Origin of the sequence: Blautia luti, assembly GCF_013304735.1 — a bacterium.
GTDB lineage: Bacteria > Bacillota > Clostridia > Lachnospirales > Lachnospiraceae > Blautia_A.
In genome coordinates this window covers 95,045-110,762 of record NZ_JAAITI010000007.1, presented here as the reverse complement: position 1 = coordinate 110,762, position 15,718 = coordinate 95,045, and the positions used below count along the sequence as shown (strand labels likewise).

Genomic DNA, 15,718 nt, shown 5'->3' with positions numbered 1-15,718 from the left:
AATAAAAAAGGAAAAATGATCATGAAAGAATTATATGCACAGCTTGGAATTTCTTCCGCGGTTTACGATTTTGGTAAAACTGTAGAAGATTCCCTGAAAGAACGTTTTGAAAAATTTGATAAAACTGCAGAGTACAACCAGATGAAGGTTATCCATGCCATGCAGAAAAACCGTGTCAGTGAGGCATGTTTCGGAGCTTCCTCCGGTTATGGCTACAATGACCTTGGCCGTGAAACCCTGGAGCAGGTCTATGCGGATACGTTCCACACAGAAGCCTGCCTGGTCCGCCCGCAGATCACCTGCGGAACCCACGCACTTGCCATTGCATTATTTGGAAACTTACGCCCGGGCGATGAGCTTCTTTCCCCTGTGGGAAAACCATATGATACCCTGGAAGAAGTCATCGGAATCCGTCCGTCCAACGGTTCTCTTACAGAATATGGTGTAAAATACCGTCAGGTAAATCTTCTTGAGGATGGCACTTTTGATTACGAAAACATCAGAAAAGCAGTCAATGAAAAAACAAAACTGGTAACCATTCAGCGTTCCAAAGGCTATCAGACCCGTCCTTCTTTCTCTGTAAAACAGATCGGTGAGCTGATCGCTTTTGTAAAGAAAATCAAACCGGATGTGATCTGTATGGTAGATAACTGCTACGGAGAGTTCGTAGATACCATCGAGCCAAGTGATGTAGGTGCGGATATCATGGTGGGTTCCCTGATCAAAAATCCAGGCGGTGGCCTTGCCCCCATCGGCGGATATATCGCAGGAAGAAAAGACTGTGTGGAAAATGCTTCCTACCGTATGACCTGTCCGGGACTGGGCATGGAAGTCGGTGCAACTCTTGGTGTAAACCGTTCTCTGTACCAGGGATTTTTCCTTGCACCGATGGTTACCAAAGGAGCTTTAAAAGGCGCTGTTTTTGCGGCAAACATTTACGAAAAACTTGGTTTCCCGGTAGTACCGAACAGTACAGAACCACGTCAGGATATCATCCAGGCAGTCACCCTTGGAACACCGGAAGGTCTTGTAGCATTCTGCCAGGGTATCCAGGCTGCAGCACCGGTAGACAGTTTTGTGACACCGGAACCGTGGGATATGCCAGGGTATGACAGTCAGGTCATCATGGCTGCAGGTGCTTTCATCCAGGGTTCTTCCATCGAGCTTTCTGCCGATGGTCCTATGAAACCACCTTATGCTGTTTATTTCCAGGGTGGTCTTACCTGGGAGCATGCTAAACTTGGAATCCTGAAATCTCTTCAGTATATGGTTGATAAGGAACTTGTGAAATTATGAAAAAATCCGAAGGACAGGACTTAAAAAAGCAGGTCTTTGTCGTAGGAGCAGGTGCTTCCGGCCTTATGGCGGCTATTCAGGCTGCCATAAACGGAGCAGCGGTTACGGTTCTGGAACAGAATGACCGTCCCGGAAGAAAAATCTGTGCTACAGGAAATGGACGCTGTAATATGACAAATCTGAACCAGGATGAAAACGCTTACCGGGGATCCCATCCGGAATTTGTCAAAGATGCCCTGGCACAGTTTCCTGTGGAAAAGACTCTGGAATTTTTTCAGGAACTGGGAATCTGTACCACAGACCGCGACGGATGGATCTATCCCCGGAGCAGCCAGGCGCAGAGTGTGGTAGATGTTCTTACCATGAAAGCACGCAGCCTGAAAGTAAAACTGAAAACCAATCAGACTGTTACCGGCGTGTCTTTCACAAACGGACAGTGGAAGATCCATACTGACGGATGGACCTACAATGGTGATGCCGTGATTCTTGCAAACGGTTCCCGCGCCTCTTCCGTTGCAGGTTCCAGTGAAAGTGGATACAAAATCGCAGAAAGTCTCGGACATCATCTGATCGAACCTCTTCCAGCTCTGACAGCTTTGAAATGTAAGGGAAATTCTTTTTCCGGCTGGAGTGGTGTGCGGACAGAAGGTAAGATAACCCTTTATATAGATGGCATTCCGGCAGCCTCTCAGCAGGGAGAACTGCAGCTTACCGATTACGGTGTATCCGGGATCCCGGTATTTCAGATTTCCCGCTACGCCATCCGAGCGGTTCACGAAAACAAAAACGCAGAGCTTTCCATAAATTTTTTTCCGGAACTGAACCAGAAAGAACTGGAAGAATACCTGGAACAGAGAAAAACAGCCTGCCCTTATAAAACAGAAAAAGAACTTCTCATCGGACTTTTTCCGGAAAAACTGATCCGTGTCTTATGTGCACAGAAGGATCTGATCCATGGGATCAATGATTTTCGCCTTCCGGTAAAAGACAGCCTTTCTTTTGAACAGGCACAGGTTTGTTCCGGCGGCGTGGATACTTCTGAAGTTCAAAGTAAAACCATGGAATCCAGACTTCATAAAGGCCTTTATTTTGCCGGAGAACTCCTTGATATTGACGGCACCTGCGGTGGATACAACCTGCAGTGGGCATGGTCAAGTGGAGCTACCGCCGGTATCTGGGCAGCAAAGGAGGAATAACAATGATCCGGATCACACAGTTGAAGCTTCCCATCACCCATACAGAAGAGCAGCTTCACAGAAAAATAGCGAAAACACTTCACCTTGGAAATCAGCCGTTCACTTATGAGATCCGAAAACAATCTCTGGATGCCCGGCATAAAGAGGACAAAAAATTTGTCTATACTGTAGACATTAAAGTGGATAATGAATCCCGTGTTTTAAAAAAGGTTCACGATAAAAACATTATGTTAACCGCAGAGAAAAAGTATCATTTTCCGACACCTGGTTCTGAAACATTGTCCCATCGACCGGTAGTGATCGGAAGCGGACCGGCCGGATTATTCTGCGCCTGGTATCTGGCAAAAGCCGGATACTGTCCATTGGTACTGGAACGTGGAGAAGAAGCAGATAAACGCCAGGAAACTGTAGAAAATTTCTGGAAGAACGGCATCCTGGATCCGGATTCCAATGTGCAGTTCGGAGAAGGCGGTGCGGGAACTTTTTCCGACGGAAAGCTGAATACTCTGGTAAAAGATACCTACGGAAGAGGAAAAGAAGTCCTTTCCAGATTTGTAGAAGCAGGAGCTCCATCTGAAATCCTTTACCAGCAGAAACCCCACCTTGGTACGGATCAGCTTGTGGGAATCGTTCAGTTTATGCGCCATCAGATTGAAGAAATGGGCGGGGAATTCCGATTCCGTTCCACAGTGACTGATCTGGTGGTCCGTGACCAGAAACTTGCGGCTGTCATCGTCAATGAAAAAGAAGAAATACCGGCAGAAATCTGCGTTCTTGCTCCCGGCCACAGTGCCAGAGATACTTTTGCCATGCTGAACAAGCACAATCTTTCCATGGAGCCAAAATCTTTCGCAGTAGGAGTACGAGTGGAACATCCACAGACCATGATCAACCAGGATCTTTACGGAGAGCCGGAAAATGATTACCTGGGCGCAGCCAGCTACAAAGTTACCCATACACTGGAAAACGGACGTGGCGTTTATTCTTTTTGCATGTGTCCCGGTGGCTATGTGGTAAATGCTTCTTCTGAGGAAGGCATGCTGGCAGTAAATGGGATGAGTTACCAGGCACGTGACAGCCGTAATGCCAACAGTGCCATCATCGTTACAGTAAATCCTTCTGATTTTCCGGAGGAAGGCGTTCTTGGAGGAATCGCACTCCAACGAAAGCTGGAACGTGCTGCCTGGGAAGCCGGAAACGGAAAAGTTCCGGTACAGCTTTTCAAAGATTACTGTGCGCATAAGAAAAGTATCAAACTTGGAGATGTGAGCCCCTGTATCAAAGGAGCCTATACACTTACCGATGTCCGCAGCATTTTCCCGAAAGAGATCGGGGATTCCATTGAAGCCGGAATCCATGCTTTTGGAAAAAAACTTTCCGGTTTTGACCGGCCGGATGCATTGCTGGAAGGAGTAGAAAGCCGTACATCTTCTCCTGTCCGGATCGTGCGGGAACCAAAAAAACTCACTTCCAATATAGAAGGAATCTACCCCTGCGGAGAGGGCGCTGGTTACGCCGGTGGCATTACATCTGCAGCAATGGACGGAATTAAAGTGGCAGAAGCAGTAGCTTCCATTTATGCCCTGCCTGTAAATAAAATGTGAAAAAAGTGGAAATTTCCGGGATAGAGTGTACATTCCTGCTTTTTTATGCTAAAATAACTTCTGCAATTTTGCATACCCTTCTTCGAGAGCGAAAAGGGAAATCATATGAAAGATACTATAATGGAAATGCCAGATTATCAGCGCCCGTATGAAAAATGTCTTCGGGAGGGAGAACAGTCTTTAAGCGATCGTGAGCTTCTTGCTGTGATTCTGCGCTGTGGCGTACAGGGATTAAGTTCTCTGACACTGGCTGATAAAATCCTTAATTTATCGGAACAAACAGGTCATTCCGGACTTTTGGGTCTGTTTCATGCTTCTGTACCGGAGCTGATGAAGATCCATGGGATTGGCAAGGTAAAAGCCATACAGCTGAAATGCATCGGGGAGCTTTCCAAACGTATGGCAACTGCTGCAGCGAAGCCGGAACTGTCTTTTCAGCATCCTGTCACAATTGCAAAATATTATATGGAACAGCTTCGTCACGAAGAACAGGAATTATTGTACTGTATGATGCTGGACGGACATAATCATCTCACAGGAGAGCAGCTTTTAAGCCGTGGGACTGCCACCGCCACACTGATCACTCCAAGAGAAGTTTTTGTAGAAGCTGTAAAATATCATGCTGTAAATTTGATCCTTGTGCATAATCATCCAGGCGGTGATCCTTCCCCCAGTCAGGCCGATTTGGAAGTCACCAGACGGGTTTTCGAATCTGGTGAGCTTCTTGGAATCCATCTGTTGGATCATATTATCATTGGAGATCACAGGTACATCAGTTTCCGGGAAAAGGGGATTTTTGATGAGTATATTAAGTGAAGGGGCAGATTTATGCTTTTTAGAAATAATTACGGGGTAGACCTGGGGAGCAGCTCTGTAAAAGTCTATTCTTTTTTCAGAAATAAAACTTACATAGAAAAAAACATGGTTGCCTACCGGGGGCGTCGAATCCTTGCTATTGGAAATGAGGCCTATGAAATGTTTGAAAAATCACCTTCGGATATTTCTGTAGATTCTCCCATGGCTTTTGGAATGCTTGCGAATCTCGAATTACAGGAAATCGTACTTTACAGCATGTTGAAAAAGATCGATCATACATCCGGCCTTGGTGCGGATATGTTTTTTTCGGTTCCTCTTGATATGACGGCCATTGAAAAAAGAGCCTACTATCATCTGGTCAATGGACACTGGCTTAGAAAAAACCGGGTTTTCATGGTAGAATCTCCGATTGCAGATGCGGTAGCCATGAACATCAATCTTGAAAAAAATGAAGGCAGTATGGTTGTAAACATTGGTGCACAGAGTACAGAATTTTCAATCCTTACAGATGGCAAGATCATCATAAGCCGTAAGATCCCTCTTGGAGGCCGGCAGATGAATGAATCCATCTGCAGTGAGATTCGTAAACATTACAATCTGCAGATCGGAACACGTACGGCCAAACGCCTGAAAGTAGTCATGGGACGGCTTAACGACCAGAAAAAGGAAGCCCGGAAAGTTGTAGGAATCGACAGCGTTTCCGGACTTCCCAGAGAAGAAGTTGTTTCCGCCTATGTTGTTAATGAGGGAATCACCAATTGCGTAAATCAGATCGCGGCAGAAATGAAAACATTTCTGGAACGTACACCACCACAGATTGCCTATCATATTGCAAAAGAGGGAATTTACCTTACCGGTGGCAGTACTCGACTTCCATATATCGACAACTATCTGGCAAGTTATACAGGATTTGCCTTTAATCTTTCTGATCTGTACGAAACTTCTGCTGTACATGGACTGGAAAAGATCATTCACGACAGAGAACTGCGCAGATGGGCACAGCCTGTAAAGCAGAAAAAACTGTAAAGGGGCATATATAATGAAAAACATCCGAAAAAAAGTGCGTTTTCATTTTAATTTAAAAAGCAAACATCTTCTGGTAATCATGACACTTTTCTGTGGAAGCTGTATTGTTGCTACCGCAGCTTCCGGAACAACTTCAGCACCTCTGCAGAATGTGGCCGGATTTCTGGTTGTTCCCTTTGAAAAGGGCATTTCCGGTGTCAGTAATATGTTCGGAGATGTAAAAAACAGTCTTCGTGATAAGCAGGACGTACTTCAGGAAAACGAGGAACTTAAAAATCAGATCAACAGTCTTACCGAACAGAATAATATCCTGATCCAGGATCAGACAGAACTTACCAGGCTGAAAGAACTTTATAATCTTGATCAGGAATACACTGATTATCCAAAAGTTGCGGCAAGGATCATCTCCAAAGATCCAGGCAACTGGTACGATACATTTATGATCAATAAAGGTACTAATGATGGAATCCATGTTGACAACAACGTAATTGCAGGAAAAGGACTTGTCGGGATCGTCACGGAAGTTGGCCCATCATGGGCTGCCGTTCGTTCCATTATTGATGATAGCAGTAATGTCAGTGCCATGGCTGTCAGCACTTCTGATAATTGCGTTGTTACCGGAGATCTGGAGCTGATCGATGAGGGAAAACTGAGTTTTGAACAGCTCTATGACCAGGATAACAAAGTAACCGTGGGAGAACGTATTGTCACTTCAAATATCAGCGAAAAATACGTGGAAGGACTGTTTATCGGTTATGTCAGCGAAATCCAACAGGATCCCAATAACTTGACAAAAACAGGTACGATCGTTACACCCGTTGATTTCGGCCATCTGAAAGATGTGTTTGTCATTACCGTCAATAAACAGGACGCAATAGACAAAACGGAGGATGCGTCCAATGAAAAATAAAATAGTATTATTTATTACCATTATTGTCTGTTTTCTCCTGCAATGTACAATAATGGATTACATTTCCATTGGTTCCATTACGCCAAACCTGCCTTTGATCCTGTGTGTAGCCATGGGATTGATGCGCGGAAGAAAAGTCGGACTTTGGACAGGATTTTTTTCAGGACTTTTTATTGATCTTTTTTACGGATCACTGTTTGGTTTCTATGCGCTGATTTATATGTATGCAGGATATATCAGCGGCTACGCATTCCGCAGCTTTTATGATGATGATCTGAAAGTTCCGCTTTTTCTTGTAGCAGGAACAGATCTTCTTTATAATCTGTCTGTATACGGCCTTCAGTTTCTTCTCCGGGGCCGACTTGGATTTTTGACCTACATATACAGAATTATTATCCCCGAGATTGTTTATACGGTTTTTCTCACAATTATCGTATATCGGATATTTTACTGGATCAACTACCACTTAATGGATACTGTAAGGAAAGAAAGTGAGTCTATTTGGGAATTAAAATAAAAAAAATCATCAAAAAAATCCGTCTGAAACGTACTACTGTTCTTGTGATCGTATTTGTTTTTCTTTCATCTGTTCTTGTTCGGCAGCTTTTCAGCCTGCAGATCATACAGGGAGAAGACTATATCAGTAAATTTCAGACACGTACCACAAAAACACGTGTGATCAAAAGTACACGAGGAAATATCTATGACCGAAACGGCACTGTTGTAGCTTCCAATGTTCTTGCCTATTCTGTTACTTTTGAAGATAGTGGAACATATAACAGCACACGTGAAAAAAATCTGGCATTAAATGGTATCGCATACCAGGTATTGCAGATTCTCTCCAAAAACGGGGACAGTTTGGCCGACAATTTTCATATTATTGTTAATGATCACGGTGATTATGCTTTCGATGTGGAGGAAGGTTTTACTCTGAACCGTTTTCGTGCAGATGTTTATGGTGAAGCACAGATTGATAATCTGAGTGATGAGCAGAAAAACGCAACTGCAGCACAAATGATGGATTATCTTACAGGAAGCAATGGATTTTCCATTGTACTCTACGGAAAAGATGCCTATACTGACGAAGAGCTGGCAGCGCATTCTCTCCCCAAAGAGCTTACCAAACAGGAAATCCTTGAAATTGCGATCATGCGCTATCAGCTGAATACGAACAGTTTCAAAAAATATATGCCGGTAACGATTGCAACGAATGTCAGCGAAAAATCAGTTGCTGCCATAAAAGAAAATCAATCCGCACTTCAGGGAATTGATATTGTGGAAGATTCCACAAGGCAATATGTGGAAGATGAGAGTATGGCACCGATTCTTGGCTATACCGGTCAGGCTTCTTCTGAAGAACTGGAAACTCTTCGGAAAGATAATCCAGATTATTCCAATGATGCCATTGTCGGAAAAGCCGGGATTGAACAGTATATGGAACTTCAGCTTCAGGGAAAAGACGGTGAAGAAACCGTTACAGTTGATAATCTTGGAAAAGTTCTTGATATTGATAATTCCAAAACTGTTGAGCCAATAGCCGGAAACGATGTGTATCTCACCATTGATTCTGACTGGCAGAAGAGTATTTACCAGATTCTTGAGCAGCGTGTAGCCGGTATTGTTCTTTCCAAACTGACCCCTGATAAGAGTTTTGATTATGAAGCAGAGAAAGACGCAAGTAAAATCACAATTCCAATCTACTCTGTATATAATGCTCTTATTGCCAACAGCGTTATTGATATCAATAAATTCAGTAACGATGATGCATCCGATACAGAAAAAAATTTATATGCCAAATTTCAGCAAAAACAGCAACAGGTTTTTGATACAATAAGTAACAGGCTGACAGGAGATAATCCTCCGGCATATAAAGACGAAGACTCACAAATGCAGGAATATCTTACCTATATCTGTGATGATCTTTTAACAAACACATTAAACATACTGAAAAGTGATTCCATTGATACCTCTGATGAAACATATAAAGCATGGAAAAATGATGAGAGCATCAGTTTGAAAGATTATCTGAATTATGCTGCCAGTCAGAACTGGATTGATATTTCTCAGATTTCCACTTCTAATGAATATCTGGATTCTGAAGAAATCTATCAGGCACTGACAAATTATATTATCGACTATCTGAAGACAGATACCGGATTCTCCAAGCTTCTGTACAAATATATGCTTCAGGAAGACACCATCAGTGGTGAAGAACTTTGTGTTGTTCTGTATGAACAGGGAGTTCTTTCCAAAGAAGATGAGCTGTATCAGACAATGCTTTCCGGAGGTCTGGATGCATATACCTTTATGTATCGAAAGATTGCCAGTCTTGAGATCACTCCAGCTCAGCTTGCACTGGCACCATGTTCTGCTTCTGCTGTTATTACTGATACTACAAGTGGAGATGTTCTTGCCTGCGTTTCCTATCCTGGTTATGATAATAACAGACTGACCAATAATATGGATACTGATTATTATGCCAAATTATCAACTGATCTTTCTAGTCCGTTTTTTAATAAGGCAACACAGCAGAGAACGGCTCCAGGTTCTACATTGAAGATATTATCTACCGTTGCAGGCATGTCAGAAGGTGTTATCGATGACGGTACTTATATTGAATGTACAGGAAGTTTCGATCTTGTAACACCACCGATCAACTGCTGGAATAAACAGGGGCACGGAGCTCTGGATATCCGTGGAGCGATCGAGCAGTCCTGTAACGTATTTTTCAGTACGATCGGTTTTGAACTTGGAAAAGATTCCGAAGGAAACTTTTCTGAAGCAAGAAGTCTTGGTATGCTTCAGAAGTATGCATCCCTTATGGGACTCGACAAAAAAACTGGCATTGAAATTTCTGAAGCTTCTCCTCAGATTTCAGACAAAAACGCAGTTCCTTCCTATATGGGACAGGGTACGAATATGTTTACCACCAGCCAGCTTGCAAGATATGCTTCAACGATCGCTACATCCGGTACGATCTACAAGCTTTCTCTGCTGGACCGTGTAACAGATTCCAAGGGCAAACTGATCAAGGAATATCCTTCTGAAACAGAGGGACAGCTGGACATTTCCAGCAATATATGGGATGATATCCATGATGGTATGTACCGTGTAGTGCAGACTCATGATCAGTTTAACGGACTTGGTGTGGAAGTTGCCGGAAAAACCGGTACTGCCGAAATTGATTACTATCATCCAAATAATGCTCTTTTCGTGGGATATGCTCCGGTTTCCGAACCGAAATACGCAATATCCGTTCGAATCGCAAACGGATATGCATCCGGTAATGCCTGCCTTGCAGCTAATGATATTTTTAAATACATTTTCGGACTTGCAGATGAAAGCACCATTCTCACTGGTTATGCCGCAAGCGACACCAGTAATGTATCGAATGACTAAACAGACTTTATGAGGATACCAGAAGTGTGGAACATTTTAATGGGAGGAATCAGAAAATATGAGTGAGGTCATTGTCATTACATCCGGAAAAGGCGGCGTGGGTAAAACCACTACGGTAGCAAATATCGGGACCGGGCTGGCGGCCCTGGGAAAACGGGTTGCTGTTGTGGATACGGATATCGGACTTCGAAACCTGGATGTTGTTATGGGACTTGAAAACCGTATTGTTTATAACCTGGTAGATGTCATCAATGGAAGCTGTCGCCTGAAACAGGCTCTGATCCGTGACAGACGGCATCAGGATCTGTACCTTCTTCCTTCTGCACAGACAAAGGACAAGACTGCTGTATCACCGGAACAGATGATCAAGCTTACGGACGATCTCAGGGAGGAATTTGATTATGTTCTTCTGGATTGTCCTGCCGGAATTGAACAGGGATTTAAAATGCGGTAGCCGGTGCAGATCGTGCCCTTGTGGTAACAACTCCGGAGGTTTCCGCAATCCGTGATGCAGATCGTATCATAGGTTTGCTGGAATCCGGAGGGATTCGGGATATCCGGCTGATTATCAACAGGCTCAGGCCTGAAATGATCGCAAAAGGAGATATGATGTCAGTAGAAGATGTCCTGGAAATCCTTGCTGTAGATCTGATCGGTGCCATTCTTGATGATGAACAGATTGTAATTTCCACAAATCAGGGTGAACCACTGTCTGGGAAAAATTCACAGGCAGAGGAGGAATACCGCAATATCTGTCGACGACTTATTGGAGAAGATGTTCCCTATACTACCGTCCGGCGAAAAAGCAGTGTATTCCAACGGCTTGGCAGTATTTTTCGCAGATAAATAAGCACTGCCAGATTATCTTTTCATCACAGAGGGAGGAATAAATATGCGGTTTTTCTCCGAAAAAAAACGCTCCGCAGGTTATGCCCGTGACCGAATGAAACTTCTTCTTGTATCGGAACGCATAGACTGCTCTCCACAGATGATGAAACTTTTGCGGAATGACCTCATACATACCGTAAAAAAATACGTTGTAATTGATGAAACGAGGGTGACCATACAGATTTCACAGGAACCACCTGTTCTGCATGCTGTCATACCTGTACTTAAGAAAAGGGATGCATAATTTATGATTAAACAGTATAAGCTGCGGTTTTACAACTTTCGTCTAGTAGTTTTTCTCCTGGCGATCAGCTTTATTGGAATCCATCTTGTAGGAACAGCTGCCGATTATCTCCGCACCCGTCAGCTTCTGGGTGTAATTATTGGAGTGGTCTTTATGCTGACGCTTTCACTGATGGACTACTCCTGGTTGCTGAATTTTCAATGGATCATGTATGGTTTTAATATTGTAATGCTTCTGGCGGTTCGTTTCTTCGGCTCAAGTGCCAACGGCGCAGCAAGATGGGTGGATCTTGGTTTTATTCGCTTCCAGCCGACAGAGTTATCTAAAATCATCATTATCCTGTTTTTTGCAAAATTTTTCATGGATCACGAAGATGATCTGAATACATTGAAAACTCTGGCACAGTCAGCAGTTCTTCTGGTAATTCCGTTAATGCTGATCTATGTACAGCCGGATATGAAAAATACAATTACGGTAGTAATTCTGTTCTGTATTCTGATCTACATTGCAGGACTCAGTTACAAAATTATCGGAGGAGCGGCTTTGATTGCAATTCCTCTTGCAATTATTTTTCTGTCCATTGTTGTACAGCCAGATCAGAAACTGATTCAGGATTATCAGAGAAACCGTATTATGTCGTTCCTGTATCCGGAGAACGAAGAATATGCGGATGATATTGAACAGCAGAATAACTCTAAAACAGCAATTGCCTCCGGAGAACTTGTAGGGCGTGCTTTCAGCAATGATACAAGTGTTACTTCCGTAAATGATGGAAACTTTGTTTCTGAGAATCAGACAGACTTTATCTTTGCGGTGGCAGGAGAGCAGTATGGATTTATTGGCTGTACTCTGATCGTAGTGCTGCTGTTTCTGATCACTTTTGAATGTATCCGGATGAGCCTGCGGGCTAAGGATCTTGCCGGAAAGATTATATGCTGTGGAGTGGGAAGCATTGTTTCCATACAGAGTTTTATCAATATCTGTGTTGCTACCGGTCTTGCGCCTAATACCGGTACTCCATTGCCTTTTGTAAGTTATGGCCTTACCTCTCTGATCAGTCTGTTCATTGGTATGGGACTCGTTCTTAATGTAGGACTTCAGAGCAGTGCATATAATAAAGAATTACAAAAGAAAGAGCAGAAAAAGGATGCCTACTTTCGGAAAGAGGAATATTTATGACACATAAAGAACCTGTGAAAAAAACTGCACGTCCTGGAAGTACTCCCGGACATCGGTCTTCCAAAGCCGCAACTCGCACAGCTTCCGCTGGGAAAGACAGAGTTTCTGATCCATCTGCAAAAGCTGTTCCCTCCAGGCGCAAAACACAGTCAGTCAGAATGAAACGGATGCGCCGCAAAAAGATCCGCAATACCGTTCTTCTGCTTCTTCTGCTGGTCGTCCTGTGTGGAGCAGGGGGATTTGGAGTCTACATGTTAAAAGGCGGGAATTTTTCCACCCCGGTTAATTCTTTCAACGCCTTTTCCGAATTTGATAATACACTGGTCTCAAAAGAGGAACAGAGAGCAGAGGGCTTTGCTCAGAATCTCTGCGTTGTTACCAAGGATGTTCCTCTGGACTCGGTCAGTCTGGATGATAACCAGTCCGGTGTTCTTTTGAACCTCAGTGACAAAAAGGTCCTCTATGCAAAAGGTGCCTACAATAAGGTATATCCAGCCAGTATCACAAAGATCATGACCGCAATGCTGGCTCTGAAATACGGCAATATGGATGATACCGTAACGATCTCCCAGGAAAATGTTACGCTTGAATCCGGGTCACAGGTTGCAGGTTTTATGGAAGGCGACCAGGTCACCATGGACCAGCTGCTTCACTGCCTTCTGGTCTATTCCGCCAATGATGCAGCTTCTGCCATTGCAGAACATGTAGGCGGTTCCACAGATAAATTTGTGGAAATGATGAACAGTTTTGCCGCTGAGCTTGGATGCACAGGAACTCATTTTACCAATCCTCATGGCCTTCAGGACGAAAATCATTATACAACGCCTTATGATATCTATCTGATGTTAAAAGAGGCGCTGAATTATCCGGAATTTACAGACATCACGCAGATGTCGTCCTATACAGTTACCTACAAACATTCGGATGGCTCAGATGCAAGTACTACCTTAACCGCTACTGACCATTACCTTACCGGTGAGGCCACAACACCGAAGGATGTCACCATCCTCGGTGGAAAAACAGGAACAACGGATAAAGCAGGAAACTGTCTGGCTCTTTTAAGCCAGAATGCTTACGGAAAGCCTTTTATTTCCATTGTTATGGGTGCATCTTCCAAAGATGTTCTGTATCAGGAAATGACATCATTGCTTCAGAATATCAACTGACAGAAAATCATTACATCATAAGGAGGACAAGGCAATGATCATTACAATTGACAGACAATGTGGATGTGGCGGGCACCGTGTAGGTGTTCTGCTGGCAGAAAAACTGGGACTGGAGCTTTATGACAAAAAGAAGCTTCTGGAAGAATCAAAAAAAATCGGTAAATTCGAGGAAAACAGCGATTTCTTTGATGAAAAATCGGTAAACAGCCTGTTATATTCCATCGCAATGAATTATGGTGAAAGAAATCCAATGACGAATTCATTCAGCCTGGTACGGGAACTTACCAAAGGAAAATCTGTTGTTATGATCGGACGATGTGCCAATATCATATATCAGGATATGCCAGATGTCACCACTGTTTATCTCCATGCAGATATGGAACATCGGGTACATCGTATTATGGAGCGCGACCATGTTTCTGATAAAGAAGCACGAAAACAGATCCGGGAAACAGACAAAAAAAGAGAGCAGTTCCATAAATCCTGCACCAATACCTCCTGGAGTGATTCGAACCAGTATCAGCTGTCTATTGATACCGGTCTTGTGGGCATCGAACAATCTGCTCAGCTGATCATTGATTACATTAATCTGAAGAAAAAAAGTATCTGAACCAGACAATAAGATTCATCTGTCAGGCAGATAAAAAAACAGGTACGCTGTGAGTTGGTCAAACCTGCTCATGAAGCGTACCTGTTTTTTATTTATGCATGTGTTTTCTGAAGATCAGTAGACTTCTACGGTATCATCTCCGGTATCTCCGGAACTACTGTCATCCAGTTCCGAATCAGAATTGTCACCGGTATCCGTACCATCATCAACAACATCACCAGTATCATTATCGGATATATCACCAGTATCTCCTGTATCATCTCCCTGTGAAGTATCTGGATCAGAAGTGTCATTAACGTTCCCGTCATCAGGAGTATATCCCTGATCGTAATTTCCGTCGTCTCCGGTATCTGGATCACCGGTATCTGTGTTATCATCGGAATCATCCGATCCACTGTAATAACTGTCTTCCGTATAGATTGGAAAATCAGCACTGTCAGAATCTGCATCTACGGATCCCTGTGAAGTTGAGTCAGGAACGGGCTCCGCTGCGTTGTTATCCGGAATTGCCGTAAGATGAGAAATGTTTCCATCTTTGGGGACCACAATATAAATCCCAAGCATTACAATACATAATGCCATGGCAAGTCCGGCGATCTTCATTTCTTCCATATGTTTCATAGACGTCAGTCTCCCTGTCATTTTTTTGTATTATAGCACAGAACCAGTCGTATTTGTAAACCTGTTATTGTTTTTCATGAAATTTATTTTTGGGCAGTGTAGACACATTTTCCCTTCGTGTTTATAATAAACAATAAGATTGATTTCCATGTAGCCATCGAGTATTTTACACAGAAAGGCAGGATATTTCATGAGTAACTGTATCACCACTTATACGGGAAAACATTTTGATCCCACACAACCTGAAAAAGAACGGATCTGCATAGTTGATATCGCACATGCCCTTTCTCTTTTATGCCGCGGAAATGGCCATGTAAAGACCTTTTTTTCCGTAGGACAGCATTGTATCCTCTGTGCAAAGGAAGCCATGGCCCGTGGCTTGCCAAGACGTCTTGCACTGGCAGCTCTTCTTCATGATGCCAGTGAATGCTATATGTCTGATGTTCCCAGACCGTTTAAAAAAAGCCTTCCCGAATATCAGCGACAGGAAGAAAAGCTTCTTTGCATCATATATGAAAAATATCTGGGCACCGGACTTTCTGCCAAAGAGGAGCAACAGCTGAAAAACATTGATAATGATCTTCTCTGGTATGATCTGAAATTTCTTCTCAACGAAGAACCGCCGCAGCCCAAACCATCGGTCTGTGTTCCCATAGATTATACAGTCCGTCCTTTCCAGGAAGTGGAAGACGAATATCGGATGTTATTTAAGCAATTGCGGGCGGATATTCACAATTCAGATTTACTTGATCATGATTGAAAG

14 protein-coding genes and 1 pseudogene are annotated in these 15,718 nt (G+C 43.4%); 14 read left to right on the top strand and 1 reads right to left on the bottom strand.

The annotated features are described in order from the left end of the window. Positions 1 to 21: 21 nt before the first annotated feature. The 13 genes and pseudogenes from G5B06_RS05965 to G5B06_RS05905 all read left to right on the top strand — a co-directional run bounded on the left by G5B06_RS05965 (position 22) and on the right by G5B06_RS05905 (position 14,334). Positions 22 to 1,296: an aminotransferase class I/II-fold pyridoxal phosphate-dependent enzyme gene (locus G5B06_RS05965; protein ID WP_173771537.1), complete on the top strand. Its 1,275-nt coding sequence runs from the start codon at positions 22 to 24 to the stop codon at positions 1,294 to 1,296. Continuing rightward, the gene (locus G5B06_RS05960) at positions 1,293 to 2,492 is read left to right on the top strand and encodes an NAD(P)/FAD-dependent oxidoreductase (protein WP_173761634.1); all 1,200 of its coding nucleotides are present in this window, start codon (positions 1,293 to 1,295) and stop codon (positions 2,490 to 2,492) included. The genes G5B06_RS05965 and G5B06_RS05960 overlap by 4 nt, the downstream gene beginning before the upstream one ends. A 2-nt stretch (positions 2,493 to 2,494) precedes the next feature. After that, on the top strand, positions 2,495 to 4,096 hold the full coding sequence (locus tag G5B06_RS05955) for an NAD(P)/FAD-dependent oxidoreductase (RefSeq protein ID WP_173761633.1): 1,602 nt from the start codon (positions 2,495 to 2,497) through the stop codon (positions 4,094 to 4,096). 105 nt (positions 4,097 to 4,201) lie between these two features. Then, positions 4,202 to 4,912 carry a RadC family protein gene (radC, locus tag G5B06_RS05950; RefSeq protein ID WP_021978002.1) on the top strand — a complete coding sequence of 237 codons (711 nt, stop codon included), beginning with the start codon at positions 4,202 to 4,204 and terminating at the stop codon, positions 4,910 to 4,912. Between the two features lie 12 nt (positions 4,913 to 4,924). Then, positions 4,925 to 5,938 carry a rod shape-determining protein gene (locus tag G5B06_RS05945; protein WP_021978003.1) on the top strand — a complete coding sequence of 338 codons (1,014 nt, stop codon included), beginning with the start codon at positions 4,925 to 4,927 and terminating at the stop codon, positions 5,936 to 5,938. Positions 5,939 to 5,951: 13 nt separating this feature from the next. After that, on the top strand, positions 5,952 to 6,848 hold the full coding sequence (gene mreC, locus G5B06_RS05940; protein ID WP_173761632.1) for a rod shape-determining protein MreC: 897 nt from the start codon (positions 5,952 to 5,954) through the stop codon (positions 6,846 to 6,848). Then, a complete protein-coding gene (gene mreD / locus G5B06_RS05935) occupies positions 6,838 to 7,365 on the top strand; it encodes a rod shape-determining protein MreD (protein WP_021978005.1) in 528 nt (175 codons plus the stop codon). Before mreC ends, mreD begins: the two co-directional genes overlap by 11 nt. Beyond that, the gene (locus G5B06_RS05930) at positions 7,350 to 10,247 is read left to right on the top strand and encodes a penicillin-binding transpeptidase domain-containing protein (protein WP_118063830.1); all 2,898 of its coding nucleotides are present in this window, start codon (positions 7,350 to 7,352) and stop codon (positions 10,245 to 10,247) included. The genes mreD and G5B06_RS05930 overlap by 16 nt, the downstream gene beginning before the upstream one ends. Before the next feature lie 58 nt (positions 10,248 to 10,305). Beyond that, a pseudogene (minD, locus tag G5B06_RS19600) lies at positions 10,306 to 11,093 on the top strand (septum site-determining protein MinD). 46 nt (positions 11,094 to 11,139) lie between these two features. Further along, the gene (gene minE / locus G5B06_RS19595) at positions 11,140 to 11,379 is read left to right on the top strand and encodes a cell division topological specificity factor MinE (RefSeq protein WP_021978008.1); all 240 of its coding nucleotides are present in this window, start codon (positions 11,140 to 11,142) and stop codon (positions 11,377 to 11,379) included. A gap of 3 nt (positions 11,380 to 11,382) precedes the next feature. After that, the gene (locus G5B06_RS05915) at positions 11,383 to 12,558 is read left to right on the top strand and encodes an FtsW/RodA/SpoVE family cell cycle protein (RefSeq protein ID WP_173771535.1); all 1,176 of its coding nucleotides are present in this window, start codon (positions 11,383 to 11,385) and stop codon (positions 12,556 to 12,558) included. Beyond that, positions 12,555 to 13,724: a D-alanyl-D-alanine carboxypeptidase family protein gene (locus G5B06_RS05910; RefSeq protein ID WP_118063832.1), complete on the top strand. Its 1,170-nt coding sequence runs from the start codon at positions 12,555 to 12,557 to the stop codon at positions 13,722 to 13,724. The genes G5B06_RS05915 and G5B06_RS05910 overlap by 4 nt, the downstream gene beginning before the upstream one ends. Positions 13,725 to 13,758: 34 nt before the next feature. Continuing rightward, positions 13,759 to 14,334 carry an AAA family ATPase gene (locus G5B06_RS05905; protein WP_021978011.1) on the top strand — a complete coding sequence of 192 codons (576 nt, stop codon included), beginning with the start codon at positions 13,759 to 13,761 and terminating at the stop codon, positions 14,332 to 14,334. A gap of 114 nt (positions 14,335 to 14,448) precedes the next feature. Here the strand turns inward: G5B06_RS05905 and G5B06_RS05900 are convergent, their stop codons facing one another. Then, complete coding sequence (locus G5B06_RS05900) at positions 14,449 to 14,955, bottom strand: hypothetical protein (RefSeq protein ID WP_118070015.1); 507 nt, start codon at positions 14,953 to 14,955, stop codon at positions 14,449 to 14,451. Positions 14,956 to 15,145: 190 nt separating this feature from the next. On the opposite strand from G5B06_RS05900, the gene G5B06_RS05895 reads away from it, so the two are divergent. Then, positions 15,146 to 15,715 (top strand): hypothetical protein, encoded by a 570-nt coding sequence (locus tag G5B06_RS05895; protein ID WP_118070017.1) that lies wholly within the window; start codon positions 15,146 to 15,148, stop codon positions 15,713 to 15,715. Positions 15,716 to 15,718: the final 3 nt, after the last annotated feature.